Source organism: Paenibacillus lupini, assembly GCF_011761355.1.
Classification (GTDB): Bacteria; Bacillota; Bacilli; order Paenibacillales; family Paenibacillaceae; genus Pristimantibacillus; species Pristimantibacillus lupini.
The window spans coordinates 229676-256607 of record NZ_JAASRW010000009.1 but is presented as its reverse complement, the minus strand read 5'-3'; the positions used below and the strand labels follow the sequence as shown (position 1 = coordinate 256607).

The window sequence follows — 26932 nt, the reverse complement described above, 5'->3', positions numbered from 1 at the left end:
TAATTCCCTCATTCACTGTAGTATTTTTCATTAAAACACAAAAACCCGAAAGACAGGCACTTTTTTAAAGTGTCTATCTTTCGGGTTACAGTTCAACCTCACACACGTTGCAGTACGGTTTTTCCTTCTTGGGCGGAAAGGAGTTTTTTCGAAGCAGCCGCTGCAAATGTACTGAATAAAAAAAGCCGTCCCCATTGGACGGCATTCGTAACCTGGCTCTATTTCGACTCAATACCCATCACTTTGCGGAGCGCGTCTGCCCACAGCTGATATCCCTGCTCTGTAAGATGGCAGGTATCAAACGCGATCTCCCGCGGCAGCGTGCCGTCTGCAGCAAGCATCGATGGCCCGATATTGAGGAACGTTACGCCAAGCTCCTCAGCCAGCTCCGCATACAGCACATTCATTTGCCCAATCAGCTTGCGGCGCGGATCCTCCGGCGATTCTTCTCGCGGGAATACCGCCATCAGAATAATGCGAGCCGAGGGAGCGTATGTCCGTACTCGCTCGATAATTGCACGCACCCCATCTCGGACTTCTTCTGCTGTACTGGAGCGAGCATTATCGGTCCCACTCGTATTGTTCGTACCAATATTGATGACCACCCACTCAGGAGACAGTCCCTCCATTTGCCCGTTATCAAGGCGCCAAAGCACATTCTGCGTCCGGTCCCAGCCAAAGCCAAGATTCAGAACACGCCGCCCGCCAAAGACGGATTCCCATGCTTGTCCCTCACCGTGCTTAGTTGTCGAATCCGGGAGTCCTCCCCAGAAATGTGTAATGGAATCTCCAATCAGCACAATCTCAGGGTTAATTTCATCCTTAATCTTCAGCACCTGATCATGCCGCTCCCACCAATCGTAGCTATCCTCTTCCAGCTTTGTCGCTGGAATAACGGCCGTATTCACCGTATCCGATTTCATTAATTCGTTGCCTTCCGCTGTCTTGTTCATCCCCGGTATCCCCTTGCCCCATAAATTTGACTCTATTATATCGCAATTCGATAACCTATCGACCGAATATTTGCAGTCACCAAAAAAAGCCATGAACTCCACTCCTAAGGTGGACAGTCATGGCTTTTATACAGGGGCTATCTTTAACGTATCTTTCTCTTTCTACGGTGGTAAATCATCCAACCCATAGCAACAAGTCCGGCCGCCAGCAGCACACCAAACAAAATAATATAAGATAGATGGAACATACTTTCATTCACTTGCGTAACCTCCTTGCAACAACACTTACATAATAGGATGGATCTACAGCGCCAAATTATGCAGATGCGTGACATACCAAAAAAAAAAGGCTGAACAGCTGCTATTCGCAGTGTTCAGCCTTTTCGTATAAGGATAACTTACGCTTTGTTCGAAGAACCGAACTCGCGGATTTTACCCATAACTGTTTGTTTGATCGCTTCACGACCTGGAGCCAAGAATTTACGTGGATCGTAAACTTCGGAATCCGCAGTCAGGATTTCACGAGCAACTTTAGTGAACGCAATTTGGTTCTCAGTGTTCACGTTGATTTTTGCAGTGCCCAGGGAAACCGCACGTTTGATGTGCTCAGTAGGGATACCAGTACCACCGTGCAATACGAGTGGCAGTTTGATTGTTTGGCAGATCTCTTCCATTTCTTTGAAGCCCAGTTTAGGCTCGCCTTTGTAAGGGCCATGAACGGAACCAAGAGCTGGAGCGAGGCAGTCGATACCTGTACGTTGTACAAGCTCTTGGCACTCTTTAGGATCAGCGTAGATTACGCCTTCAGCGATAACGTCGTCTTCTTGGCCGCCAACTGTACCCAGTTCAGCTTCTACAGAAACGCCGCGCTCGTGAGCGTAAGCAACAACTTCGCTAGTGATACGAACGTTGTCTTCGAATGGATCATGCGAAGCGTCGATCATTACGGAAGTGAAGCCAGCGTCGATAGCTGCTTTACATTTGTCAAAGCTGGAACCATGGTCCAGGTGGATTGCAACTGGAACAGTGATTTTCATTTCTTCGATCAAAGCGGATACGATGTTCGTAACAACTTTGAAGCCGCCCATATAACGAGCTGCGCCTTCAGATACGCCCAGGATTACTGGGGATTGCTCTGTTTGAGCAGCGTCAAGGATTGCTTGAGTCCATTCCAGGTTATTGATGTTGAATTGACCAACAGCGTAACCGCCTTGCAAAGCTTTGTTCAACATGTCTTTCATTGATTCCAATGCCATTGTTAAATCCTCCTCGAATAAATGACTAGACCTTTCAATCATACCCAATTCAACTGCTGTTATGCGGTTCCAACCGGCAGATCTATCGGCCCGAACGGAATGGGCGTATGTACTCGTTCACGTTCTCTTTAAGTCAATATGTTATCACAAAATTCTACATAAGACTACCTATAGGGAGTCAAGCCTCCCCTTACGGAGAGTAAACCTGAAAAATTTGTCTGCTGTAAGCGCTATTATAGAAGTAACAAAAATGATCATGATCTGAGTAAGGACACCATGAGCTATGCCCTCATCAAGTAGGTTCTTCTATTTTCTTAGAATGCTGATTTAAACTTCGACATTGGAGTTAGTACAGTGAATCCTAGATTGATCGTGTGGACGAGGTACGCAGATTGTATTTTGTACAGTCAAATTCACTTCAAAGGGCTCTGTACCCGCCAGGAAGGGATTTTTGTTGCACAGAATCCAATGTAGACTACCTATCTAACACTCCTGTCCACTTTTCACTGTATGAAATCCAGTTTGCCTGGTAATCTAAATTTTCACAGGCATTTGCTGCTCATCCCTATCCCGCTTCTTGGTCATTGCGAAATACAGGCTCGTCAGCATGATAAAGATTGCAATGTAAAAGGCAAGCCGCCCGGCCTGCGACCACATATGAGCGAAGTCGCCGCTCGAGATCACATCCCTGTAGCCGCGAATGCTGTAGGTCATCGGCAGCCACGGATTCATCGCCTGCGCCCAGCTCGGCAGCAGCTCATACGGGAAGGTGCCCGCGCTGGAGACAAGCTGGAAGATCATGAGCAGCAGCACCACGAACCGGCCGGGGTTATCGAGCCAGGTCACAAAGGTCTGGACAACAAACATAAACGTAAACCCGGTTAATACGGTGTACATATAAAATAACGGCACGCTCTGCACCTTTAATCCCAGCACGTACAGAATAACCGTGCTTAATATAAGGGACTGCGCTAGACTCATCACCCCGAAGGTGAGCAGCTTGCTGAGAAACAATGGAAAACCGTCTGCCTCGTCCGACGAGGACCGTCTCGCCGAGAACATCGTCGTGAAGACGAGCGAACCAGCGAATAAGGCCATCGATAGAAAATAAGGCGCGATCCCGTTGGCATACAGCCGGACCTTCCGGTCATCATTCGCTACTATCGTTACCGGCTCGGCGACCATCTGGATGGTCTTCTCGTCTGCATGAAGACTCGCCGTCTGCTCAGCGGCATCAGACAGCTTATCCGCCAATTGCTGCGAGCCCGATGCCAGCTTATTAGCACCTGTACCAAGCTGATCAGCTCCGGTTGCCAGTTGGGAAGCGCCGCTTGCGAGCGTACCGCTTCCAGTCGAGAACTGACCAATGCCACTTTGAAGCTTCTTCGCACCCTGCGCGAGCTGGGATGCCCCTTGTCCAAGCTGCTTGCTGCCCGAGACAAAGCCAGGAAACCTCGCTCCTAATTGCTTGAACCCGCCTTGCAGCTGATCTTGTGCGGCGGCGAGCTGCGTCGCGCTTTGCAGCAGCTTGCTTTGCCCCTCACTTAATTGCTTGCTGCCAGCGAGCAACGCCTGCAGCGCTGGATCGGATGCGAATTCGTCGTTGCTGTCTATCAGCTTCTGAATACCAGCATAAAGAGCATCCGCACCATCCTTAGCCGATCCTATGCCGTCCTTCAACTGTCCCGTTCCATCCGCCAGCTTATCCGCCCCCTGCTGGAGCTTCGTTGAAGCAGCACCTAATTGTTCTGCTCCGCTTGCGAGCGTTCCCGCACTGCTGCTCAGCTTCGTCAGTCCAGTATTTAGCTGCGATGCTCCATCCTGCAACTGCCCAATGCTGGAGTGAAGCTTAGCAGCGCCGCTGGACAACTCATGCAGTTTGCTGCTCAGCGTACCCGCTCCACTATCCAGCTGAACAGCCCCGTCATGAAGATCGGAAGCACCTTTAGCCAGCTGGGAGAGCCCATCCGATAAAGCCGTGAATTGCGAAAGCATGCTTCTGGAGTACGCTTCGGTGAGGTTTTGCGACAGCTTATTTCGCAGCTCCTTTGTCGCATTTTCGCTGATCTGCCCGGATATGAAGTTGTAGAAGCTATTTGATTCAAAAATAATATCCGCCTTCTTAGGAGTTTCACTCGTTAAGGAAGCCGCATTCTCCGAGAATCCCGCTGGGATGGTAATCGTCGCGTAATAACGGTTGCTGACCATCCCCTCCTTGGCAGCCTGTTCGCTTACAAAGCGCCAATCGAAGGTTTCATTATCCTTCAATTCCTCTATAAATTCCTCGCCAACATTCAGCGGCTTCCCTTCATACTCCGCTCCTTTGTCCAGATTAACAACGGCAACAGGCAGATCTTGAAGCTGACCGTACGGGTCCCAATTCCCCTTAATCAAGAAACCGCCATAGAGCATCGGAACGAGAGCAACGCCAATAAACGTAACGATAAGCATCCTATTTTTCAGAAAATAACCTACATCCTTCTTAAATACATGAAACGGATTTGCCATCCATTATCCATCCTTTATCTGTCATTCATCGTCCTCCTATTATTCGCACAGCCTCCCACTTCCATTCGACAGCTATTGCATTTGCGATCTCGTACACTTTAATAGGAGAACAAATCGGGAAGGGATGTGATACGTGGATGAGTCGATGGAGATCTCTGATACCGCTGCTTATAGGATGCAGTCTCCTTACCTTTGCAGTAACGGGCTACGCCGCCTCAAGGGCCGCATACGAAGAAGCGGAACAATCGTGGGCCGCCCCGGCATTAAAAGAATGGCTCGACTTAGGCTGGCTTCAAGGTTATCCTGATGGCACAATCAAGCTAAATGAGCCTGTGACAAAGGCGGAGCTGGTATCGCTGATGAACAGAGCCTTCGCGCTGACGGATACGGCCCCCCTCTCCTTTCAAGATGTATCTACGACAGACTGGTTCTACACAGACTTCTCTAAAGCCGTTAAGGCGGGTTACATAACCGACTTCGAAGACGGCAGGATCATGCCTTTGCAAATCATTTCACGACAGGAAGCGGCTCTGATGCTGGCATCCTTCGTCCATCTGGAACTGCCAAGAGAGAAGGTGCCTCCCTTCAAGGATAAGGACCTGATTCTCGAAGCGGATCAGGGAGCGGTTGCTAGCCTTACCGAAAAGGGGATTATTAAAGGCTACCCCGACGGCACTTTCCGGCCTGATGATCCCGTTACCCGTGCAAGCGCTGTCTTTCTAATTGATGCGATGCTGAAATCAGGAATTGTAAACCGAACTTATTCGGCTCCGGGCATCTACGGGTTAGACTCGGCAGTCGAAACGATATATGGGAACGTGACGTTGTCCGTTCCTGACATTACATTGCGGAATATGCATATTAGAGGGAATGTGATTATAGATGGAGGAAGTGGTGACTATCATCTGATTCATGTGACAGTAGATGGAAATATTCTGCAAGGCGAAGGCTCGCCGACTGTCCGTTTGGATGACTCCACAGTCCTTGATAATGGCGGGGATCCGGAGGAAGCTGCTGCGCGATAGTAACCGCAGAAGAAAGGACTGCCATATTGCTTGGTGGCCCTATAGCATTCTTTTTAGAATATTTGTTACTATTAAGCTAAAAACTTACAAAGGAAACTGCTGATATGGCTTCAACCTCTTTGGAAACAACTGCTTACCGTGAAATCCGGGAGCGGATTATGCGGGCAGAATATATGCCTGGCTCTATGCTGTCAGAGAACGAGCTTGCTGTTAATCTTGGCATGAGCAGGACGCCAATCCGCGCTGCTATCTCCTTATTAGAGCGGGAAGGGCTTGTGGGATCCTTCCGGGGAAGAGGCGTCATGGTGAAGGAAGTATCCGCCCATGAATTCAGCGAGATGTATGAGGTTCTTGTTTCCATGCAGCTGTTCGTGCTGGATACCGCCGTTAAACGCAAGCTAACCTTTGATTTGGGCACTATGGCACAAATACTAGAACAGCAGCAATTAGCTATGGAGCAAAGCGATTATTACGGCTACTACAATAACAGCTTGCTGTTCACGGAGACGATTCTCCGTACCATCCATAATGAAAGTATGCTGCAAATTATGGAGCTTTATCGTGGCCGTTATGTGTTCAGTACCGTATCCTATCGCATAAAATATCCGCAATACCAGCCAAGCCGCTCTGTTCAAACGAACCGCGGAATTTATGAAGCGATTAAGATCGGTGATATCGCCGCAGCTAAAGCCGCCATATCCGAGCAATACTCGGATACTCACGAGCATTTTATCGTCCATGGCTTGATGAAATAAGTTCATAGAATACTCAAACCGGAAGCTCTCTGAGCTTCCGGTTTTGTTTTTAATTTTACAAATATTCAATCTCACGATTACACACGACTTACATACAACCTGCATACTAAGCAAGAAGCAAAAAGTTATGAGGAGGAAATACAAGATGACAACCATTCAATTAGGTAAGCAAATATCGGGGATCTGGTTCGATGAAAAAAACTTCTCAACAGATAAACGTCCATGGTTTGGCGAGCTTCCACAGCTGCCTGCAGGAGACTTCTCGTTCGCTGTAGTAGGTGACCGCTGTGGTCTTGCAACACTTGGCGTATTCGAGAAAGCACTGGACCTGCTGACTGACCTCAAGCCTAGTTTTATCCTCTCCGTTGGTGACTTGATCGAAGGTTACTGGCGTGATCCAGCCGACGTTCATGAAGAGTGGGACGAGATTGATGCAAAAATTACGGCGACCGGCGTTCCTTTCTTCCAAGTTGTCGGCAACCATGATTACGGCAATCCCATGATGGCTGACGTCTGGAGAGCCCGCAAAGGCTTCGAATATTATGCCTTCCGATTGAATGATGTCCTCTACCTGGTCGTAAATACCGAGAACCCGCCTCATGAGTTCCCTGATCTCGTCCTCGACACCATTAAGAAGGCAACAGAGCTGTTCAAACAAAACCCAACTACACCACTTCAAGAGCTGTTCAGCGGCATGGCGACGATGTCGCCTGAGGAAGCCGCAGCACTCAGCAAACTCGATATCGCCATTGGTGAAGAGCAGCTTGCCTTCTTCCAAGAAGTATTAGAGAACAACCGGGATGTGAAGCACACCTTTGTAACTATGCATAAGCCAGGCTGGAAATCAGACAATGCTGATTTCGCAGAAATCGAGCGTATGCTTGAGGGCCGCTCCTACACGGTATTCGCCGGCCACTTCCACTCCCTTGAATATACGAATGATTCCGAAGCTTCCAAGCAATACATTCAGCTTGGCCGTACCGGCGGTTTGACGCACGGCGGCAATCGTTCTGACGAGAACCTGATTCTATGGGTAACGATGAAAAACGGTGTTCCAACCTACCGGGTTATTCACCTGGATGGCGTTGACGCGATCGAAAACTACGAACCACAGCAACACTAATCTTTTATAGATCCGAACAATAGGAGGTCCTAACCATGGAAAAGCTGAAATTCATTCACCTGACAGACACGCATATGAATGCACCTCATACCGAGAATATGTTCTCTAAGCTCAATCTAGCTGAAAAAGTAAAAAGCGTATTCGCCCATATTCATGATTCTAAAGTTTCCCCTGCTTTTGTTGTCATTACAGGTGACCTGTCGCATGAAGGAAATGTTCAGGACTATGCATACATCCGTACGATTGTTGACGAAGGTTCTGCACTATTGAATGTACCTGTCTATGTTGTCCTCGGCAACCATGATCACCGTGCTCCATTCCGCGAGGGCTTCCTGCAGGAAGAGGCTTCCGAGCAGCCGTATTTTTACTCCCACACGATTCAAGGTGTTCGTCTGATCGGCCTGAATTCCCAAATCAAAGGCCATCACCACGGTGAGATAGATACCGAGCAATTGGCTTGGCTTGAGGAAACGCTCCGTACACCGGCTGAGAATGGCACAATCGTGGCTCTTCATCATCCACTGCTTAATATTAACGGCATGCCTGCCGACCACCTGCTCGCTAACCGGGAACAGCTAGGTGCTGTGCTTGAAGGCACGGACGTCATCGGCGTTGTGGCCGGCCACGTACATACCAACAATGTAGGCACTTATAAAGGAATCTGCAACGTTGCAGCAACCGGAACAGCCTTTGGCGGTGAAGCAGCTGAAGATAATCAATTCAAGATGGTCGACTTCTGCGGCTATAACATCATCTCCGTCTTTGAAGAAGGTATTACTGTACAATCCGTTACTTTGCCTGGCATGCAGGAAGAGTTTTTCCGCTTCTCCCTTGAAGCAGCAGCTGCCCACAACGAATAGAAAGAAGGTTCCCTTCATCATGACAAATCAAGTTATGCCTGCAAGCTTGCTCCCCCTTCAAGGGGTGTTTAATTTCCGCGATATGGGCGGTCACCAAACGGCAGATGGCCGTACCGTCAAGAAGGGCCTGTTATTCCGCGCAGCGGAATTAACCGGACTGACTACTGAGGATCATCTCTTACTGAATGACATCAACTTCCGTCACGTTTTCGATTATCGTAACCTTGGCGAAGCAGAGCAGAGGCCAGATCCGCAGATTGGACAAGCCGTCAATATCCGTATTCCTGCTAACCTTGCTTCCGAGGATGCTCCTCATATGGATCTTGAGCAAGTATTCGCAAACGGGCTTCATAAGCAGTTTTCCAATACCATGCTCATCGACCTGTACGCAGCTCTCCCGATTCGGAATGCTTCCTACAAACAGCTAATGGAGCTGTTAAGTAAACCTGAAGCGAATCTGCCGCTTGTTCATCACTGCGCTGGCGGCCGCGACCGTACAGGTGTTGGCAGCATGCTGATCTTGTTGACGCTTGGTGTACCTTATGAGGCGGTATTGGAAGATTACTTGCTGTCTAATGTGACGCTTGAGAAGTTCCATCAACAAATGTTCGACATGGCAGCCAAATATGTCTGCACGGAAGATCTCAAGGCCCTTGAAGAAGCAATGCTGCTGCAGGAAATCTACTTGAAGGCATCCCTCGACAGCATTATTCGCGAATACGAGACATTCGAGCGTTATTTATTAGAAGAGTTCGGCATTGATGAAGCGCTCAGACAGCGGATTCAGGACTATTGCTTGGAATAGCATTTAACCTAAATTATAGCGGGGGTAATAACAAATGAAACGTTTGGCAAAAGGCGCTATCGCCCTTATGACGGTAGGCTCACTCCTCTTGACCAGTGCTTGCGGAGCGAACAGCGGATCGAATAACACATCCGGCAATGCGAATGCGTCGGCGAACAACAACAAGGCAGCAAAGCAAGTAGAACTCGGTAAGCTTGATCCCGCTAATCCAACGAAAGTGACGTTCTACTCCTACAGCCTTGCTTATCCAACGATGAAGGCTGGTATGGAGCAGCTGATTAAAGAGTTCAACGACACGGTCGGAAAAGAAAAAGGCGTTATTGTTGAAGGTGTGCCTGATGCAACCTTCCAACAATACAAAGCGGATATTTCGGCTGGCAAAGAGGTTGACGTTGTTCAGCATACCTTTAACTTATTGGACAGCTCCCGTCTTGGACTTGGCTTCAAAGCTTATGACGATGTATTCCCGAAAGCTGAGCTTGATGAGCACCTGAAGGGTATCTCGCCAAACGCGCTTGAGCTTGGCAAAATCGACGGCAAAATGTACGGCCTTGCTTTCACATTCAGTACGCCAATCGTCTTCATTAACGGCAAGCTGTTCGAAGAAGCTGGTCTTGATCCAGCTAATCCACCAAAGACTTGGGATGACATTAAAAAAGCATCGCTTCAAATTAAAGAAAAAACAGGCAAAGACGGATTTGGTCTCTCTCCACAGAACGGTTGGGTAACGGAAGGCCTGATCTTAAGCAACGGCGGCCATGTCTTGTCCGAAGACCACAAGCAAGCTGAGTTCGCGAATAAGGAAAGTGTAGATGCCATCTCGATGTGGAAAGACCTGTACACGAATGGCGCATCAGCTAAAGGTACGGACGCTGAAGTTTCTGAACAATTCATGGCTGGAAACCTCGGTATGTATGTTTCTTCTACATCGCTGTACAGCGGCATTAAGAAAGCTTCTGAAGCAGGTGGTTGGAAGGTTTACGGCGGAGCGCTTCCGCAATTCGGAGACAAGGAATCGATTCCTGTTAACTCCGGTTCTGTGCTCGCTGTACGTCCGGACTCCCCTGAAAAGAATGCAGCGGTATGGGAGTTTATCAAGTTCGTAACAGGTGACAGAGGTTATACGATCATCACATCCCAAATCGGATACCTGCCGCTTCGTACTGGTCTTGCTGATGATCCGAACGGTCTGAAGGACTTTATTGAACAAAACCCACTGTACAAAATCAACCTTGAGCAACTGTCCCGCATTCAACCGGTTGCGATCTGGCCAGGTGAAAGTGCAACAGAAATGGTTACTGCCTTCACGGATGCGATTGTGAAATCGGTCAGCACGGACGCAGATGTAGAAAAAACCCTTAAAGAAGCACAAGATCAAATCAACAGTATGATGCCTTAATAGCAGCCATAACACTGGAGAGATTACTCCTCCATAAGAAAGGAATCGTTATGAGCCAAACTATCGAAAACTCGTATGCTCCCCCTTTAAAGGGGAGTTCCGCAATTGCAAGAAGAAGTCTGACTAAAGCTAAGCTGTGGCGGCGTATTAAACCGTTCCTCTACTTGGCTCCTGCTCTTATTTTGCTAAGCGTCTGGATGTATAAGCCGTTAATTACGACCTTCTATCTAGCCTTTCATAAGTGGAATATGGTTCCCGGGACCGAAAAGAAATTTGTTGGTCTCGATAATTTCGATCGCCTGTTCCATAACCCGGCCTTTATCGATTCTATTGGCAACACCGTCTTCTATACGGTAGGGCTTCTGCCGTTCTCGATTCTTGTTCCACTTGTCCTTGCCGTCGTCACGAACAACATGAACGGCAAGATGAAAAACTTTTACCGCGGTATCTTCTTTATCCCGATGATTCTGGCCCCTGTGTCGGTCAGCGCCATCTGGCGGTGGTTATTCCATCCATCCAACGGTGTAGTTAACCACATCCTGCTCAAGATGGGCATGATTGATCAGCCTATCGCCTTTTTCTCAGACGCGCACTATGCAAAGTGGATTATTCTGTTCATTACCGGTTGGAAAATGATCGGCTTCAGCGTCATTATGTTCTCGGCTGCCTTAACCAGCATTAACCGGGAATACTACGAAGCTGCTGCCATTGACGGCGCTTCGAGCCTGCGCCAATTCATTAACGTCACTGTACCACTCATGTCGCCAATGATTATGTTCATGCTGATGATGAGTATCCTGTTCTCCAGTCAATGGACATTTGCTTATATCGATATCTTAACAACGGGCGGTCCATACGGCACTTCAACAAACATCTATTACGAAATGTACCGCTACGCATTCTCGAACTTGAATGTTGGCTTTAGCTCGGCAGCAGCGCTTGTATTCTTCTTCCTATTTGGCGCTATCGCATTGCTGCTCAATGCAGTATCCCGCAAGCTGTCGTTCTACGACAATTAATGGTGAAGGAGAGTTATCGATGAACAAACGATCCCCGGTAGCGGCAATCCTGCGGCATGGGGTGCTGGCTCTGATGTGCATCATTGCGATTATTCCGCTGTACTGGATGGTTAATTCCTCCCTCAAGAACGAGTCTGAGATTTTCACATCCAGCTTTTTCCCGAAAGCACCGACCTTTAGCAACTATACATATGCTTTTTCCCAAATGCCGATTGTCCGAATGATCTTTAATTCGTTTGGCATCTCGATTCTGATGACGCTTCTCCAACTGACAACGAGCCTGCTTGCGGCTTACGCTCTCGTCCGCTGGAGATTCCGCGGCAAGGGATTGATCTTCTCGATCCTGAGCCTGACCTGGCTGATTCCGTTCCAGGCCATCATGATTCCGAACTATGTACTCGTTAATAACATGGGACTTAATGATTCCATGCTTGGCATCGTGCTTCCTTTCTGCGTTTCTACCTTTGCGATTCTGTCGTTATATCAATCGTTTCAGTCATTCCCTAGCGTTCTGATTGAAGCAGCTTGCATCGATGGCATGAATGATTGGGACATTCTGGTGCGGCTTATTATTCCTAATATCAAATCGGGGATCGCGTCGCTTGGCATTATCTCTTTCATCAACGCATGGAACGAGTATTTGTGGCCGATGCTGATCACGAAGAAGATGGAAAACTCGCCGATTCAGATTGGTCTGAAGCTGTTCGTCAACTCGGATACGAATATGTGGGGCTCCTTAATGTCTGCTACTACCGTGTCTTGTCTGCCGGTTCTGATCATCTATCTGCTGCTCCGCCGTCATATCGTAGATTCGTTCATTAAGTTCGGCATTAAGTAAGACTTTATTAGAAAAGGCCATGATCTCTGCTGTGTAGAGATCATGGCCTTTATCTTTATTATTATTATTTTAATGCCGCTTTAAAGGCTTTCACGAGATCATCCGCACTGTCAGAGATGACGAATAGGACGTAATTGCCCTGTACGACTATTTTATAGTTCTTCGCATTCTCGTACTGGTCCTGCAAATAAGACTCGAACATCTTCTGAACGGTTTCAGCTCGGCTAACCATGCCTTTCTTAACCGCATCAATATCTTTCTCTTTCTTCACCTTGAACACCGCAATTTCGTTGGTCTGTACATTCATCATCGGCATACGCGCCGAGAAGTCAGCAAGTGTTGAGGGGTCGATGCCGTACATGTTCTTCACATCATCGGCAGTCATTTCCATAAGACGGGGCTGCTCAACTTCTTTTAGCATCGCCTCGATTACATCTTTCGCCGCCAAATCCGTTGCAGGGCTTGGACTTGGCTTAACTGTTGGTTTCGGCGTAGGCTTTGGTGTTGCAGATGGCTTCGCGCTTGGCGCCGGCGTAGCAGCTGGCTTCTTCGCAGGCTCAGACGGCTTCTTCGTTGCAGCCGGTTCTTTCGTTGCGGCAGGCTCTTTCGTTGGAGCTGGCGCCTTGCTTGGCTCAGGGGTAGCGCTAGGTGAAGGTGATGCACTAGGGCTTGGGCTCGCCGAAGGACTTTCGCTTGGCGTCTCGCCAGCCTCTTCACTTGGCTCCGTATCTGGACTTACCGATGGGCTCTCTTCACTTGGACTCACTGTAGCAGTAGGACTTGGCGATGCACCCGTATTATTGTTGTTATTGCTGCCGCATGCGCTTAGAACGCCGCCTAGAATCATTGTGGATAGTAGAAGAATAATTGCGCGTTTTTTCATGAAAGAACTCTCCCTATTATGATCTCGTTTATTTGTTTATCTTTAAGATCTCGCCATTCTCCGTGAAGGTCGCCGTGTTAAACAGCAGCAGCGTATGGCTGATGCCATTCTGCTCCATGTAATCTCCGATGCTTCCGTTGTAATAGCGCATATCAATGACATGAATCTCTTTCACATGCTGCGTCAAGAAAGGCAGGAAGCTGTGTGCATACGAATCTTTGATCACCAGAAGCTTGTCCAAATCCTCTTCGCCCTGCGGAATATCACTCGTAATGGTCATAAGCGCATGAACCCCGCCTAGAAAATACGAGTACTTATCCTTTTTCGCCAGATAACTGTCGTCGTACAGACTATCTGTTGTTATGTCCGTATCAGCTACATACACCGAGGTGCCAACCGGCTGCTTCGGCAGATATTTCTCTATAGAATCCGGTTTGACAAGGCTGAATTGTCCTCGCGTATCGTAGCTTCCGAGGAAGGAATCGCTGACCGTCTTTATGTCATAATCCGTCACGGGATGCGGCGTCCACCCCATCTGTTTCGCATATGCTTCATAGGCATAATAGGCGCCAAGTGTTGTCCAGTGATGGTCGGTCCGGTAATAAATATCCTCAGAGGCATGCGGCATCAGAACGTCGAACCCATTCATAAACGTCAGATTCGCAAGCCCCTGCAACTGTTCCGCTGCGGCATCATTCACCTTATCTTGCGGATCATAAGGCGCTTTCCATGGCAGTTTGTCCGGATAGAGGCCAATTGAGGTTGGTGCAAGCAGGAACTTCATGTCCGAGTCCGGATGGGCAGCTGCGAATGCTTTTATCGTATCTGTATATTTCGTTAGCAGCACCGGATCAGGATTCGTAAATTTCTCGAACAAGTAACCGTCTTTCCCTTTGTAGATGCCGTTGTTTTCCTGCTGAAGCCTCAGCTGTTCTGACAGCGACTTCACCCACACCCAGTCGCCACGCTTCGGAAAATGATCGGTGACGAACGTTTCAGCTTCCTCTGCAAACTTTTTGGAGATCAGGTTATCCCATGTTAACTTTGGTGCTGCTTGCAAATAACGGTTCTCGAGCTCAGAAAACTTGCTGGCAGGTGAGAAGAGGAAAATCATAGCTAGAACAAATAGCGTCACGATAAACCAGATGGCGAGCAGTCGGTCGGTTTGCTTTTTCATCATGAATGTCCCCCTTGCTGTCAGAAACGGAAATACAGGAACGGATTAAACGTCGCGTCGACGAGATAAGAGACGGACAGTAAGAACAGTACAATCAGCCACGCGAAGCCTGCCATAAGACGTACAGGGCTTGGACTTTTCTCTGCTGCTTCTACTCCTTTTGCCACAGGACGCTTCTTCCAGGCGATCGATGCAGCTATCAACAGAAGGAGCAAAATCACATTCGTATACAGGTAATACACCGTTCCGTCATCCCACAGCGGTCGTCCATGAAGACCAAGCATAGCCCCAAGGTAATCGCCAACCTTCGGCAGCTCATCAAAGGCGAACAGCACCCATCCGATCAGAATAAGCAGACTGGCATAGACATGCCTGATCCATCTTGGTGCCCGGGCGAGAAGCCGAAGTCCTGCCCATTTTTCGAAGATAAGAATGACGCCAAAGTACAAGCCCCACAGCATAAAGTTCCATGCCGCACCATGCCAAATCCCGGTCAGCACCCAGACGATAAGAATGTTGCGGAGCTGCTTACTAAGCCCTTTCCGGTTACCTCCGAGAGGAATATACACATAATCCCGGAACCAGCTGCTCAGCGAGATATGCCATCTGCGCCAGAAATCTGTAATGCTCTGAGCCGTGTATGGCTTATTAAAGTTCTCATTGAATCGGAAGCCAAACATAAGTCCAAGTCCAATCGCCATATCGGAATAACCGCTGAAATCGAAATAAATCTGGAAGGCAAATGCAATAATACCAAGCCATGCGGTCAAAACCGGCAAGGTGCCTGCATCTGCATCCGAGATCGCATGCCAGAGCAAGCCGATGTTATTTGCAAGCAGCACCTTTTTGGCTAGGCCGATAATAAAGCGCTTAACACCCTCCGCGAACATCTCCATCGTCACACGGCGTTCCCGCAGCTGCTCCGCCAGCGTGTTATACTGCACAATTGGCCCTGCGACGAGCTGCGGGAACAAGGCAACAAACGTACCAAAGTCGATCCAGTTACGCTGTGCCTTGGCCGTTCCGCGGTACACGTCGATAATGTAGGACATCGATTGGAACGTATAAAACGAGATGCCGATTGGCAGCGCAAGCTCGGTCAGCGGAATATCTATGCCAAGCAGTGCATTCACATTGCTGATAGCGAAATCTGCATACTTGAAATAAGAGAGCAGCGCTAAATTTACAATGACCGATGCAACAACGATTGCTTTCCTCCGCTTCTGCCCCCACTCTGGTTTGTCTAACAAGAGCCCAAAGCTGTAGTCCGTAACGGTCGAGATCAGCATGATGACAATATAGACGGGCTCACCCCAGGCGTAGAAGACTAGACTTGTCAGGAAAAGAACGAGGTTCTTCATCCTGCGGGGTGACAGGAAGTAGAGCAGGAATACGACCGGCAGAAATACAAACAGGAATAGCAGGCTGCTAAATACCATAGCCGGTTACTTCGTTTCGAAGAATCCATTGAAGGCGGTTACGATATCATCCGCATTCTCTCCAATGACAAACAGAACATAGCTGCCTTGTGCGACTACTTTATAGTTTTTTGCATTCTCATATTGGTCAGGCAGATAAGTTTCGAACTGCTTCTGAACCTCAGCCGCTCGCTGCTTCACGCCTTCTTGAATAGCCTCAACGTCCTTGGCATTCTTCGCTTTCAGCACCGCAATCTCATTGGTCTTCACATTCATTAGTGGAATCTTAATGGTATAAGTGTCAAGAAGTGCCGGGTCCAAATGGTACAGATTCTTTACCCCATCTGTCTCAAGATCGGTTTGGGGCGGCTGCTCGTATTGCTTCGTAAGCTGCTCAATCATCTCTTCAGTGGACAACTTTGGATCGTAGTTGCTGCCCTTTTCAGAACAGGCACTCAGCGTTAGGCCGATGAGGATCGTAAATAACAGAATAAACACTGGTTTTTTCACGTTTAGCACTCTCCTTGATGTAGTGTTGAATTCACGAAATTCAAGACAGTGCTACAGACGCATGAAAGGACAAGAAGGTTACATGTTACACAAAATTAAGATCATAAAAAAAGGCTTCCCCCATCGTAAAAAATGGGAGAAGCCTTTTTCCTACTTACCGTACAATTATTGTCTAAGCGTCTTGAGAGCGCCGCTCCAAGCCAGAACTTGGTCGAGCATGCCGTTCACATTCGTCAAATGAAGATCAGCTGGTTTGAATACCGAGCCGTTCTCGAAATCAGTGAACAGGGACAGAGCCGGGTGCACGCGCACGTCCGCTACCGACAATTCGCCGAGAATACCGCGCAGATGTTCAGCTGCACGGGCGCCGCCCACCGAGCCATAGCTAACGATGCCGGCAGCTTTATTGTTCCAAGCATCACGCGCGAAATCGAGCGCATTTTTCAGAGAAGCCGTAATGCTGTGATTGTACTCCGCTACGATAAATACGAATCCATCCAGACTTGCCAGCTTCGTATTCCAAGCAGTAGCCTGCTCCGTAGCATCTACCTCTCCAAACATTGGAAGCTTGTATTCAGCGATATCAACGATCTGATAGTTTGCATCGCCACGTTTGTCAGCAACGCCCTTCACCCATTCGCCTACTTGAGGACATACGCGGCCTTGGCGGGTGCTACCCAGAATAATTCCGATATTCAGATTAGACATTATTGTTTACCCTCTTCCATTGAAATTTTAGATGAACGATCGAACCTTGCTCTATCGTTTCCACATAATACCTTCTCTATGCAAGGGTTCAAATCCTTTCCAACTTCTGCCTTAAATTCTCGTAAAGCTTCACTGCTGCTTGCCCAAGCGGCGTGGTTCTGCTCAAGAGTCCTGTAAGCATATCGATGGATTCACCGTGGATCTCTCTCGTCAACGTGCCGACAGGTAAGGGATCTAAGGCAATACGGGGAACAAGAGCGATGCCAAATCCGCTTGCTACATAATGCTTAAGCGCCGTCATACTGCCGATCTCCATCGTCACAATCGAGGGCTGACCAGCGTCTTGCAGCATACGCTCGAGTCTTTTCCGATAGGGACAGGTCGACGCTGTAATTAATAATCGGTGTCCTTCCAGATCACTTAACCTAATGCTCTCAGAGTCGGCAAGCGGGTGTCCTTCCGGCAGCAGAGCCGTAAACTCCTCTTGGAACAGCGCATGAAAATACAGTTCCTCACCAGCCTCCGGCGACGAGCATAAAGCAAAATCCAGCTCTCCCTTCTTCAGGCTGCTTACCAGCGCAGGTGTACTCGCAATCTCCAGCGAGACTTCAACCTTTGGATACTCGTGCATAAAAGCCTGCAGCAGCATCGGCAGCCGGTAGCTGGCCGACGGTTCTGTTACGCCAAGCCGCACTTTGCCGGCCTCTCCATTTTGCATATCCGATAAATGAGCCTGTAATTGCTCCATCCGATGCGCAATATCCAGACTCTGCTCATAGAACAGCCGTCCCGCTTCCGTCAGCTTTATTTTCTTCCCCCGCTCAAAAAGCTTAACACCTAGGTCTGCCTCCAGCCTCTGAATTTGCATCGTTACCGTAGACTGCGCATAGTTCAGCTCCTCCGCCGCTTGATGAAAGCTGCCGCTTTTCACAATCGTGTGCAGTGTCTTGAACGTCTTCAGGTCCATCCTTTATCTCCCCTTCAGCCCGACCATAAGTTCAATAATATTGAACGAAATATTCATTATGTTCAATTATACAAATCGAAAGCTGAGAGATACAATTTATTTATAAATGTAATCCATAGGAGGAGATCCCATGAATCTGCAAAATAAAGTAGCGTTAGAAACAGGAGGAGGCACAGGCATCGGTCGAGCAACCTGTCTTGCCCTAGCTAATCGCGGCGCTTCTGTCGTAGTCAACTTTTCCCGCTCCAAAGAAGAGGCCGAAGAAACCGTGATGCTGATTCTAGACTTAGGCGGACAGGCCATGGCTATGCAGGCCGATGTTTCGAAGGACAACGAGGTTAGAGACATGGTTGATCGGATCGTCAACCGCTATGGAACAGTAGATCTGCTCGTCAATAATGCGAGCATCACCCGCCACATCCCGCTCCCAGACCTGGAATCCGCAACAGATGAAATATGGGATGAGCTGTTTGATGTCAATGTGAAGGGGATGTTTCACTGCGCAAGAGCTGTCGCGCCTCACATGAAAAAGCAAGGACAAGGTGCGATCGTCAACCTCGGCAGTATTGCAGGTACAACCGGCTCCGGATCTTCCCTGCCTTATGCTGTATCTAAGGCCGCCGTCCACGGCCTCACCAAATCACTGGCCCGCGCCCTCGCTCCACTCATTCGGGTTAACTGCGTTGTCCCAGGGGCTGTTAGAACAAGGTGGTGGGCCGGCAGAGAGGAACAGATGAAGTCACTTGCCCCTAACCTGATGCTGCAGCAAATCTCAACGCCCGAGGACATCGCACAATTGATATGTGCTGCCCTCGAGCAAGAAGCGATGACTGGCCAGATCATTACCATCGACAGTGGTCAGACGCTGTAGCCCGTTATTTTACAACCTCTTTATACTTGCCTGTACTTGTAACATTAGCCTTGATGCGCAGGCTGCCGAGGGAGTGTTCGTTCAAGAAAAACATTCCCCCTTGGCTCAGCTTATGAAAGACACGCGGATTCTGGCGATAGAGTGCTTCTTCCAGCTGGAACGGGTCACATTTTTTCGATAAAGCGATCCTGTACGTTTTTCGAATTTCGTCTTCAATTGCCTGCTCCGCTTTCTGCTCGAGCTCCTTTATCGGTGCATTAAAGGATTCCCTAATTGTACCGTTTGCCGTTACAGAGAGATCAAAGGTCACATCCCCGCTGCCCGTCACCTTCGGCCTGACTTTCAGCTTAGGGTGTGTAAACGAAATAACGGCCTTCCTGTCCTTGTCCAGGGGGACTTGAAGTGACGTTCTGATGATCTTCCTTGTCGCCCACCGTATGCCCTTCAGCTCTTCCACCGACATTCGGTCCACTAACCGCCCCTGATTGAAAAAGTAAGCTCCGTCCATCTCGAACATCCCTTTCTGCTTCTTGTCCTCCAGCCAGGTGCTTCTATTAATAGCAATCGACGGCATATAGAAAGAGTTGCCCGGCTCATTCATATTCGCAATCAGACGGTTGCCATAAGCGGAGAGGATATAAGGACTTTGGCTGCGGACCTGCATACTTGTGTACATAATAGTGTCAAGCGGAGATAGGTTGAACAAGGATCTTTGCGTCAGGATATCAGTCATCTTCTCCCTCGTCGCATATACCAGGACATTATAGCGCACCTCATAAAAACGGTTCAGCGTGCTGTACGTTTCTTTGCCGTCCCTCCGCAAGATATTCTCACTAAGTACAACGGCCTTCAGATGTCCCCAGAACAGAGGAAACTGTGAAGTCGCATTTGTATCTGCCAGTGCAATGGCCAGGGTATCCCCTTGCCCTTTGCCGATCCAGATCGGTACTTCTGTTCCCAGCTGCGTATTCTCAGACCGGGCGATATTCGAGAAATTAAGCACTTGAACATACGTCTTATACTTGCCATCCTCATAGTCGATACCAAGTGCCGTCACATAAGCCAAGTTCTGAATATCTCTGGAATTGGCGCAGCCTTGAAGCAGCGGCACCCACATCAAACAAAGGACACATATTCCTAATAAAGAGCGCATCGCCTTCAACTCCTCTACCGTTCCTCGTCCTGATCCTGCAGGCTGACTGGCCGCCTTTTCATCAAGAACCAGGGCAGCCTGAGGAACGAGCCGATTAAATCTCGCAGCTTAAGGGGAGATAACGGCGCGAGATAGCTGACCCCAAATGACCTCTGACTGCCCATCACGGCAATAAAAATAACGATCCCCAGAATAACTCCATACATGCCGAGGAAGGAAGAGAGAACAAAAAAGAAAAGACGGATAATGCTGACTACCGTGCTTAAGGATTGATTGACCAACGTCACGCCTGAGACAGCTGTTATTGCACCTACTACTACTACCGAAGGAGAGACAAGTCCAGCCCTGATCGCGGCATCTCCGATAATAAGACCACCGATCGAAGTTAAAGTCTGGCCAATTGACGTTGGGAGACGTACCCCTGCCTCCCGGAAAATCTCAAGGAGCATCAGCAGAATAAACATCTCGATTTGCGCCGAGAAAGGCAGCCCCAGCCGGGATACTGAGATTGTCGCCATAATCCGGAACGGCAGCTGATCCTGATGAAAGGCCATTAAAGCCACCCAAATGCCTGGCAGAAATACCGTTATGAACAGACTGAACAGCCGGATAAGCCGGGCGAATGAAATATAGGTATAGTTAAAATGAATATCTTCTGGTGATTTAAGCAGCAGGCTTAATCCCGCCGGCCCCACAATGACAAGCGGGTTGCCATCCATAACGATGAGAAACCGGCCCGACAGCAGAGAGTTCACACAGTAATCTGGCCGGCCCGTATAATCCAGTAAGGGAAGAAACTTATACTTCGAGCCCGTTAAGGCCTCTTCCAGCTGGTTGATACTGTATACTCCGTCGGTATCGATCGACTCCAAGCTTTTATGAACCGCATCTAGTATCTTGGGACTGATAATATCCGAGAAATATAGCAGAGAAAGCTTAGTCTTCGTTCGTTTGCCAAGCGTATATTCCTTGACATACAGCGAGTGGCTGCGCAGCCGTTTGCGGATGAGCGCCACATTCGTTGACATATCTTCATTAAAGCCGTCCTTTGGCCCTTTAATAGAGATTTCAGTGCTGGATTCCGTTGGCATACGCTGAGGACGATCGGCGATTTCCATACGGAAATAACGTTTCTCTTGCACGAAATAAAGGAATAATCCCCCTTCAAAGATCGTTTCATCAATCTCCTCAACGGTAGGATTACCCTTATAAGGGAACAAAGAAAGTCTAGACACCAGCTGATTGATCTCTTCTGCTGTTACTTTGCCAGCTCGCTCATAATATTCAGCAAGGACCGGAAGAGCAAATTCATGGATTTGTCCGGTGTCGCATAGACCAATGGCGTAGACCAGCACAACAGCAGCCTTACCTCCAGCACCAAACCGACAGGGCTTCACGCACACATCGGCCGACCCTTTATATAACTGCTTCAAGCGTTCTTCCGACCAGTTCATGCTGGCTACCGGTGCTGTCATTGGGGCTCATCCTTTCGGAAAGGTTTTGCAGGCTTGGCGAATAGCGTAATGACCATCCAGATCAACGTCACAACAAACAAGATACCGAAAGAAATCGGCAGGAAGACGTCATACATCCATTGGTAATAGGAGTAATCATTCGTTGGGATGATGCCAACAAACAGATAGCTGGCCATAATAATGGCGGTAGCCCATCGGCGTACCCGCCCCTTAAGTTTAAGGATATCCGTAAGCAAGTAGACGGCGAGACTAATTCGAATACAAGCCCCCGACATCCATTGAAAGATGGAGAAAAAATCAACATGCTCAAGATATTCCCCTACCTTCACCAGCCGCCACTGTTCATAAGGAGGGGTCATCTGGTTGGATGCTTCTGTGGGTCCAAATTCGGTGATCGCTCCGATAATGGGGCCAAGCATAATAAGAATAATAAACAGACTGTAGGCAAATACCTGCCAGGACTTGATCTTCTGGCTGAGCCTATGCTGCAGCATCAAGATAAAGATAACCTCAATAAATCCGCTTGAAGCATAGAGGACTCCATCGAGAACAGGCTCCCACCCCTTTTCCAAAATCGGGGTCAGTAGTTTGTAGTCCTTTTCCGAATGATTAAATACACTGACAAATACCCCCAGCATACTGACGATGGGGAACAAGACCCCCGAAGTAACTGCAATGACCCGAAGACCCCATAAGGTAATCATGAAGCAGATGGTCACTAAGGTGATCGTTAGTACAAACGCGTGTGAATCCGGCAAGTAGTTCGTTGTATTCCACTTCACGGTATGAACCACCGTTGTGGCTCCAATTAGGTACAAGATCACACAGACCGGCACCATTAATATCCATGAAACAGCGGGATGGGTTTTCTCGGAGATCCACTTATGCCACTGCTGCTGCCCCGATTTTCTGATCATCCAGGCCAGCAGCAGGCACCACACGATAAAGACACAGCCCGTCACGAGGACGGTAATCCAAGCATCCCGTCCGGAGGAGTCCAGCAGCATCGGGTTAATAATGACATGATCGATAAGTCCGTTCGTTAAGGCAAATATCATAAGCAGCTGGGTGATATTGATTTTACTGGCTGTTCCACTCATCGTCTGATTTCCATTCCCCTTGCTCCCATTAAGTCAGGAAAAGATAGGTTAATCATTCCACTGTCCCTTCCAAATTATGCATCATGTGTGAACCGCCATAGCAGAAAAGCTCCCTCATTGCACTTGGCAAGAGAGAGCTTTGGGATACGGATATTATTCAATTAAAGCCCTCAATTAGCGGCTTCAGCCGGTTCTCCCAAATCCACTGTGGACTGTACCGCTGGCGGGTAATCGTCTTGGCCTGAAGAACGGGATTATTCTCCATCTGTTTGGCAATAATCCCTGCATGCTCTCGTAAGTAGGCTTCCTCTGAAGGATGGTAGCTCTCTCTTGTATCGCAGTCGAAACCTCTTGCATTCCACCGCATAAAATAAGCATTCAGCCCATGTCCAAGCTCCTCCAAGGCAGGTACCGCCTGATTCAGCACTAGCATATTCCCTCGGCTAGCTGCCTCCAGCACGATCAGCCCAAAGGATTCCGAGTACGAAGTGCAAATAAACAGATTGCTTAACGTAAATAGCTCCATCACACCACGATGAGGAAAACCGTCCGGCCAGCCCATATCTGAGGTAAAGACAAGCTCCTCACTGCCAAGCCCGTAACTCTCGCCTGCGTTTCTAATTATTCGTTTGTACGAAGCTGGTTCAATATCAAGGGAGGGAAAGTCACAGAAAATCAATTTGACCTTCTTGCCTGATTCTGCGCCCATTGCACCGATTAAAGCAGCAGCTTTCTCAAATTGCTTGCCTGTCGTCAGCCGCCCAGGATAGACAGCTAGAATGTCTGGTGTAAGCAGGTCCGTCAGACTACCGAGTCCTTGGACCGCTTCGCTCATTTCACCATAGAGATTCAGGCTATTAGGAATAGCCCTGCACTGCTCGAGCGGTACGTTATATTGGCCGGCTAAGGCGGGTAGTCCTGACTCTGCGGGATAGAGGTAAGTTGTATTAGGAAGCGGCGTATATCTGCCCGAGAGAGGCCAGTCCATTCGAAGTGGTCTCACGGCAGGATAGGAATGATTCATAGCCAGGAATCGCAGTCGTGGAAGCCGCGCCTGCACCTGCCGAATCGCGATGTTATGTACCAAATGCCAGCCCTGATAGAGAATATCGTGAAGAAAGACGACATCGACATCCCGAACAGCTTCATATAAGCTGTCTGCAATGACTTCCGCCTCTTCGAAAAATGTCGGATGAACCCTGCCCGTCGGCTGGGTATAATCCATCCAATGAATCTGCTTGTCACCCAGCCGATTCGTTATTTTAACCCATTCGATCCTCTCATCGCTGTATATGCCATACCGCTCAGAGTCGGGGCAGTCCTGACTGACAAGCACTTTTACCTTCATTCCTCCGCCAAGCAGCATATGAAGATGCTCCTCCACCACACTCACTAACGAGTAAGTCTTCGACAAGCCGTTAAACATCGTCACAATAGCGACATGCATGAGCTGGCCCCCTCTATTTCCGATTAAATACTCTCTTCTATGCCTTAATTAAAGGGAATATGCATAGGTATCTAAGGTGCACATTATTGGGCTGAGACTGTACTAATGGAGGGGATTAATGGGATGGCCTGTGTCAATCTCGGGATAGCCAATGGCTTTAATTTATTTCTGTTTGGCGATCACACACAATCCTTTGTTGATTCGGAGGGGCGAGTGGCCGTTGGAGGCAACGCCACTTATAACAGCTACGGAGTAGGCAATACACTGCCCGTATCAACTACAAGATCGGATCTCATCATACAAGGAAATGTAGATATTACAGCAGGAACCAATTTTGCGGGGAATACCACGATATATCCAGGAAGTACTGTCATTAAGTATACGATGACCAATAATAATGGAGTACCTGGTCAGCCCCTTGTAGGCACACCCCTGGACTTTAACGGGGCTGAAAGCTCACTGGCACAGCTGTCCCTTAACCTTGCCGCATTGCCGGTAAACGGAACAATAGCCAACAACTTTGGGCAAATCGTACTTACAGGGACGGATCCTGCCATAAACATATTTATGTTTAACGGTAATAATGTGGATGGCAACGGACTTCGACTGGATACCGCAAACGGAATTAATATCGTCGCTCCGGCGGGTTCAACCATTCTTATTAATGTTGGAGACGATAATGTCGGATTCGGGAGCTATCAGATTTTCCGTAATGGCGTCTCCGCTATCCCCGAGGATGGAGCACTCATTCTCTGGAATTTGTATCAAGCTATTACAGCCTTCAACCAGAACTTATCGATTACGGGTTCGGTACTAGCACCTTATGCGAACTGGGAAGCAATTGGCTTTGGCAATATTGATGGAACACTTGTCGCTCAATCGCTCACCAATGTTGGCGGTACACTGGAGGCACATAATATCCCCTTCGCTGGCTGCCTGCCTGGCAATATTGAGCCAACAACCTCAACAACAACGACAACGTCTTCTACCACTTCTACAACAACGTCAACGACGTCAACAACAAGTACAACATCGACTTCAAGTACATCGTCAACATCCAGTACAACAAGTTCTTCCAGTACAACAACGGTTGTCCCTCCTACTTCAACAACTACTACAACAACGCCTGTCCCTACCACTACAACAACCACTACAACGACAACAACGCCTGTGCCGACGACTACATCCACCACAACAACCTCTACTTCAACAACGACACCGGCCGTTGTCACAGGTCCAATCATTACTGCGACCAAAACTCCAAGTGTCACTACCGCACAGATTGGGGACACGATTACTTATTTCATCACAGTCACGAATATAGGGACCGCACCAGGAGAAGTCTTATTAGTCGAAATTCTTCCGCCGGGCGTTCAATTCATTCCATCCAGCTTATTTATTGACGGCGGGCGATTCAGTGGTGTAGACATTACCGAACAAGTTGTCATCGGTGTAATCAATGTCGGGCAGGTCGTGACGATCCAATTCGATGCATTTGTTTCCGGTTATCCACCAAATGGACAAATTACAAATAAGGGCTTTATTGTTACTGTACCACCGGGTACCGTACCGGCTACTTGTACGCCAGGTGATTTATCCCTTACAACAATGCCGGGTGTAACGCCTATTCCCGGGCTCTTGCTTCCTGTCCTTCCTATCTTTAAGCCTGGTGTAACACCTGCTCCGGGTCAGGTTCCGAATTTAGGGCCAATTACAGGTCCGGATGGAACTGTTCTGCTGAATCAGCAGGTATCTGTTCCAGGCATTACGTTGACGCCGCTTGTTGGCGTGACGATACCGGTTCTGACTGGAACCGTTCAACCGATCATTTCAACCAGCTTTGTTACCGTCCCATGGACAACTGTACAGAATACGCCTAACCTAATCGTCTCCAAAGCTTTCCTTAATGTTTCCTTATTTGTGGGACAGCGGATCACCTATACCATCTTTGTCGTCAATAATGGCAATGCGGTATCCGGCCGAACCATCTTAACGGATATCCTCCCGGCTAATGCTCTATTCATTCCAGGAACCATTCGCGTTAATAACGTGCTTAGACTGGACGATAATCCGAGTGAAGGTATTAGTCTTGGGCCAATTGCTCAAAATCAAAGCACCCTAGTCCGGTTTGATGTACTCGTAAGAGGCAGCGGGGCTCTAACGAATACGGCCCAGGTTAAAGCTGATTTCCTGCTGCCGAATCAACAGATTTTGACGCAGATCTTCCAGTCCAATACGATATCTAACCCGGTATCCACGATTCGAGCATCAGACTATGCCTCCTTCCTCAAGACCTCAGATGCCCAAATCGTCAAGGTTGGGGACAGCTATCATTACAATATTACCCTCACGAACTTGTCGACGGATATCACCGCAGCCAACGTCATCTTCTACGATCCACTCGACAATCAGCTTCAATTTTCATCGGGAAGCCTCACCGTGGATGGAATCCCGCAGCCTGATCCTCAAGCGGGTATTCCACTTGGTACGATTGGTCCAGGAGTAACACGCAGACTGACCTTCCTGGTAAACGTGCTCGCTGAACCGATAGGCGGCATTATCATTAACCAGGCTGCTGTACTTTTCGAATTCCGCTTCGGACCCTCCTGCTTCCGAGCAGGCTTGCTTACGAATACGGTACGGATCATTGTCGAGGAAGAAGAGGAGTAACATTTATAGAAA

Annotated in this window: 23 protein-coding genes; 10 read left to right on the top strand and 13 right to left on the bottom strand. The window is 48.5% G+C overall.

Annotated elements, in window-relative coordinates:
- Nucleotides 1-218: 218 nt before the first annotated feature.
- The 3 genes from FHS17_RS26280 to FHS17_RS26270 form a co-directional block, all read right to left on the bottom strand.
- The gene (locus tag FHS17_RS26280; RefSeq protein WP_243865548.1) at nucleotides 219-953 is read right to left on the bottom strand and encodes a GDSL-type esterase/lipase family protein; all 735 of its coding nucleotides are present in this window, start codon (nucleotides 951-953) and stop codon (nucleotides 219-221) included.
- A gap of 398 nt (nucleotides 954-1351) precedes the next feature.
- Nucleotides 1352-2209 carry a class II fructose-bisphosphate aldolase gene (locus FHS17_RS26275; protein ID WP_167281669.1) on the bottom strand — a complete coding sequence of 286 codons (858 nt, stop codon included), beginning with the start codon at nucleotides 2207-2209 and terminating at the stop codon, nucleotides 1352-1354.
- Nucleotides 2210-2743: 534 nt separating this feature from the next.
- Nucleotides 2744-4717 (bottom strand): YhgE/Pip domain-containing protein, encoded by a 1974-nt coding sequence (locus FHS17_RS26270; RefSeq protein ID WP_167281667.1) that lies wholly within the window; start codon nucleotides 4715-4717, stop codon nucleotides 2744-2746.
- A 137-nt stretch (nucleotides 4718-4854) separates the two neighbouring features.
- Between FHS17_RS26270 and FHS17_RS26265 the strand changes: the two genes are divergently transcribed.
- The 8 genes from FHS17_RS26265 (at nucleotide 4855) to FHS17_RS26230 (ending at nucleotide 12541) form a co-directional block, all read left to right on the top strand.
- The gene (locus FHS17_RS26265; RefSeq protein ID WP_167281664.1) at nucleotides 4855-5742 is read left to right on the top strand and encodes an S-layer homology domain-containing protein; all 888 of its coding nucleotides are present in this window, start codon (nucleotides 4855-4857) and stop codon (nucleotides 5740-5742) included.
- Between the two features lie 104 nt (nucleotides 5743-5846).
- Nucleotides 5847-6497, top strand: a complete 651-nt coding sequence (locus FHS17_RS26260; protein ID WP_167281662.1) for a GntR family transcriptional regulator — start codon at nucleotides 5847-5849, stop codon at nucleotides 6495-6497.
- Nucleotides 6498-6642: 145 nt separating this feature from the next.
- Entirely contained in the window at nucleotides 6643-7620 is a 978-nt protein-coding gene (locus FHS17_RS26255; RefSeq protein ID WP_167281659.1) for a metallophosphoesterase family protein, read from the top strand.
- Between the two features lie 35 nt (nucleotides 7621-7655).
- Nucleotides 7656-8480, top strand: coding sequence for a metallophosphoesterase family protein (locus FHS17_RS26250; RefSeq protein WP_167281657.1), 825 nt, complete (start codon nucleotides 7656-7658; stop codon nucleotides 8478-8480).
- 19 nt (nucleotides 8481-8499) lie between these two features.
- Nucleotides 8500-9285 carry a tyrosine-protein phosphatase gene (locus tag FHS17_RS26245; RefSeq protein ID WP_167281654.1) on the top strand — a complete coding sequence of 262 codons (786 nt, stop codon included), beginning with the start codon at nucleotides 8500-8502 and terminating at the stop codon, nucleotides 9283-9285.
- A 34-nt stretch (nucleotides 9286-9319) separates the two neighbouring features.
- Nucleotides 9320-10684, top strand: a complete 1365-nt coding sequence (locus FHS17_RS26240; protein WP_167281651.1) for an ABC transporter substrate-binding protein — start codon at nucleotides 9320-9322, stop codon at nucleotides 10682-10684.
- A gap of 50 nt (nucleotides 10685-10734) precedes the next feature.
- Nucleotides 10735-11703 (top strand): carbohydrate ABC transporter permease, encoded by a 969-nt coding sequence (locus FHS17_RS26235; protein WP_167281649.1) that lies wholly within the window; start codon nucleotides 10735-10737, stop codon nucleotides 11701-11703.
- Between the two features lie 19 nt (nucleotides 11704-11722).
- Nucleotides 11723-12541, top strand: coding sequence for a carbohydrate ABC transporter permease (locus tag FHS17_RS26230; RefSeq protein WP_167281647.1), 819 nt, complete (start codon nucleotides 11723-11725; stop codon nucleotides 12539-12541).
- A gap of 64 nt (nucleotides 12542-12605) precedes the next feature.
- On the opposite strand, the gene FHS17_RS30970 is transcribed toward FHS17_RS26230, so the two are convergent.
- The 6 genes from FHS17_RS30970 to FHS17_RS26200 form a co-directional block, all read right to left on the bottom strand.
- Nucleotides 12606-13424, bottom strand: coding sequence for a DUF4358 domain-containing protein (locus FHS17_RS30970; protein WP_167281644.1), 819 nt, complete (start codon nucleotides 13422-13424; stop codon nucleotides 12606-12608).
- 28 nt (nucleotides 13425-13452) lie between these two features.
- A complete protein-coding gene (locus FHS17_RS26220) occupies nucleotides 13453-14604 on the bottom strand; it encodes a DHHW family protein (RefSeq protein WP_167281642.1) in 1152 nt (383 codons plus the stop codon).
- 17 nt (nucleotides 14605-14621) lie between these two features.
- Complete coding sequence (locus FHS17_RS26215) at nucleotides 14622-16040, bottom strand: MBOAT family O-acyltransferase (RefSeq protein WP_167281640.1); 1419 nt, start codon at nucleotides 16038-16040, stop codon at nucleotides 14622-14624.
- Between the two features lie 6 nt (nucleotides 16041-16046).
- On the bottom strand, nucleotides 16047-16529 hold the full coding sequence (locus FHS17_RS26210) for a DUF4358 domain-containing protein (protein ID WP_167281638.1): 483 nt from the start codon (nucleotides 16527-16529) through the stop codon (nucleotides 16047-16049).
- A gap of 165 nt (nucleotides 16530-16694) precedes the next feature.
- The gene (locus FHS17_RS26205; protein WP_167281635.1) at nucleotides 16695-17237 is read right to left on the bottom strand and encodes an NADPH-dependent FMN reductase; all 543 of its coding nucleotides are present in this window, start codon (nucleotides 17235-17237) and stop codon (nucleotides 16695-16697) included.
- Nucleotides 17238-17325: 88 nt separating this feature from the next.
- Nucleotides 17326-18204 carry a LysR family transcriptional regulator gene (locus FHS17_RS26200; protein WP_167281633.1) on the bottom strand — a complete coding sequence of 293 codons (879 nt, stop codon included), beginning with the start codon at nucleotides 18202-18204 and terminating at the stop codon, nucleotides 17326-17328.
- A gap of 130 nt (nucleotides 18205-18334) precedes the next feature.
- Between FHS17_RS26200 and FHS17_RS26195 the strand changes: the two genes are divergently transcribed.
- Nucleotides 18335-19075 carry an SDR family NAD(P)-dependent oxidoreductase gene (locus FHS17_RS26195; protein ID WP_167281630.1) on the top strand — a complete coding sequence of 247 codons (741 nt, stop codon included), beginning with the start codon at nucleotides 18335-18337 and terminating at the stop codon, nucleotides 19073-19075.
- A 4-nt stretch (nucleotides 19076-19079) separates the two neighbouring features.
- On the opposite strand, the gene FHS17_RS26190 is transcribed toward FHS17_RS26195, so the two are convergent.
- The 4 genes from FHS17_RS26190 to FHS17_RS26175 form a co-directional block, all read right to left on the bottom strand.
- Nucleotides 19080-20228: a Ger(x)C family spore germination protein gene (locus FHS17_RS26190; RefSeq protein ID WP_167281627.1), complete on the bottom strand. Its 1149-nt coding sequence runs from the start codon at nucleotides 20226-20228 to the stop codon at nucleotides 19080-19082.
- 14 nt (nucleotides 20229-20242) lie between these two features.
- Nucleotides 20243-21703, bottom strand: coding sequence for a spore germination protein (locus tag FHS17_RS26185; RefSeq protein WP_167281625.1), 1461 nt, complete (start codon nucleotides 21701-21703; stop codon nucleotides 20243-20245).
- A complete protein-coding gene (locus FHS17_RS26180; protein ID WP_167281622.1) occupies nucleotides 21700-22803 on the bottom strand; it encodes an endospore germination permease in 1104 nt (367 codons plus the stop codon). The genes FHS17_RS26185 and FHS17_RS26180 overlap by 4 nt, the downstream gene beginning before the upstream one ends.
- Before the next feature lie 157 nt (nucleotides 22804-22960).
- Complete coding sequence (locus FHS17_RS26175; RefSeq protein WP_167281620.1) at nucleotides 22961-24250, bottom strand: glycosyltransferase; 1290 nt, start codon at nucleotides 24248-24250, stop codon at nucleotides 22961-22963.
- Nucleotides 24251-24373: 123 nt separating this feature from the next.
- Here FHS17_RS26175 and FHS17_RS26170 point away from each other — a divergent pair, with 123 nt between their 5' ends.
- On the top strand, nucleotides 24374-26920 hold the full coding sequence (locus FHS17_RS26170) for a choice-of-anchor A family protein (RefSeq protein WP_167281617.1): 2547 nt from the start codon (nucleotides 24374-24376) through the stop codon (nucleotides 26918-26920).
- The last annotated feature ends 12 nt before the right edge of the window (nucleotides 26921-26932 follow it).

Bases quoted from the DNA above. Each gene is read 5' to 3' on its own strand.
- FHS17_RS26280 (WP_243865548.1), bottom strand. From the start codon at position 953: ATGAACAAGACAGCGGAAGGCAACGAATTAATGAAATCGGATACGGTG.
- FHS17_RS26275 (WP_167281669.1), bottom strand. From the start codon at position 2,209: ATGGCATTGGAATCAATGAAAGACATGTTGAACAAAGCTTTGCAAGGC.
- FHS17_RS26270 (WP_167281667.1), bottom strand. From the start codon at position 4,717: ATGGCAAATCCGTTTCATGTATTTAAGAAGGATGTAGGTTATTTTCTG.
- FHS17_RS26265 (WP_167281664.1), top strand. From the start codon at position 4,855: ATGAGTCGATGGAGATCTCTGATACCGCTGCTTATAGGATGCAGTCTC.
- FHS17_RS26260 (WP_167281662.1), top strand. From the start codon at position 5,847: ATGGCTTCAACCTCTTTGGAAACAACTGCTTACCGTGAAATCCGGGAG.
- FHS17_RS26255 (WP_167281659.1), top strand. From the start codon at position 6,643: ATGACAACCATTCAATTAGGTAAGCAAATATCGGGGATCTGGTTCGAT.
- FHS17_RS26250 (WP_167281657.1), top strand. From the start codon at position 7,656: ATGGAAAAGCTGAAATTCATTCACCTGACAGACACGCATATGAATGCA.
- FHS17_RS26245 (WP_167281654.1), top strand. From the start codon at position 8,500: ATGACAAATCAAGTTATGCCTGCAAGCTTGCTCCCCCTTCAAGGGGTG.
- FHS17_RS26240 (WP_167281651.1), top strand. From the start codon at position 9,320: ATGAAACGTTTGGCAAAAGGCGCTATCGCCCTTATGACGGTAGGCTCA.
- FHS17_RS26235 (WP_167281649.1), top strand. From the start codon at position 10,735: ATGAGCCAAACTATCGAAAACTCGTATGCTCCCCCTTTAAAGGGGAGT.
- FHS17_RS26230 (WP_167281647.1), top strand. From the start codon at position 11,723: ATGAACAAACGATCCCCGGTAGCGGCAATCCTGCGGCATGGGGTGCTG.
- FHS17_RS30970 (WP_167281644.1), bottom strand. From the start codon at position 13,424: ATGAAAAAACGCGCAATTATTCTTCTACTATCCACAATGATTCTAGGC.
- FHS17_RS26220 (WP_167281642.1), bottom strand. From the start codon at position 14,604: ATGATGAAAAAGCAAACCGACCGACTGCTCGCCATCTGGTTTATCGTG.
- FHS17_RS26215 (WP_167281640.1), bottom strand. From the start codon at position 16,040: ATGGTATTTAGCAGCCTGCTATTCCTGTTTGTATTTCTGCCGGTCGTA.
- FHS17_RS26205 (WP_167281635.1), bottom strand. From the start codon at position 17,237: ATGTCTAATCTGAATATCGGAATTATTCTGGGTAGCACCCGCCAAGGC.
- FHS17_RS26200 (WP_167281633.1), bottom strand. From the start codon at position 18,204: ATGGACCTGAAGACGTTCAAGACACTGCACACGATTGTGAAAAGCGGC.
- FHS17_RS26195 (WP_167281630.1), top strand. From the start codon at position 18,335: ATGAATCTGCAAAATAAAGTAGCGTTAGAAACAGGAGGAGGCACAGGC.
- FHS17_RS26190 (WP_167281627.1), bottom strand. From the start codon at position 20,228: ATGCGCTCTTTATTAGGAATATGTGTCCTTTGTTTGATGTGGGTGCCG.
- FHS17_RS26185 (WP_167281625.1), bottom strand. From the start codon at position 21,703: ATGACAGCACCGGTAGCCAGCATGAACTGGTCGGAAGAACGCTTGAAG.
- FHS17_RS26180 (WP_167281622.1), bottom strand. From the start codon at position 22,803: ATGAGTGGAACAGCCAGTAAAATCAATATCACCCAGCTGCTTATGATA.
- FHS17_RS26175 (WP_167281620.1), bottom strand. From the start codon at position 24,250: ATGCATGTCGCTATTGTGACGATGTTTAACGGCTTGTCGAAGACTTAC.
- FHS17_RS26170 (WP_167281617.1), top strand. From the start codon at position 24,374: ATGGCCTGTGTCAATCTCGGGATAGCCAATGGCTTTAATTTATTTCTG.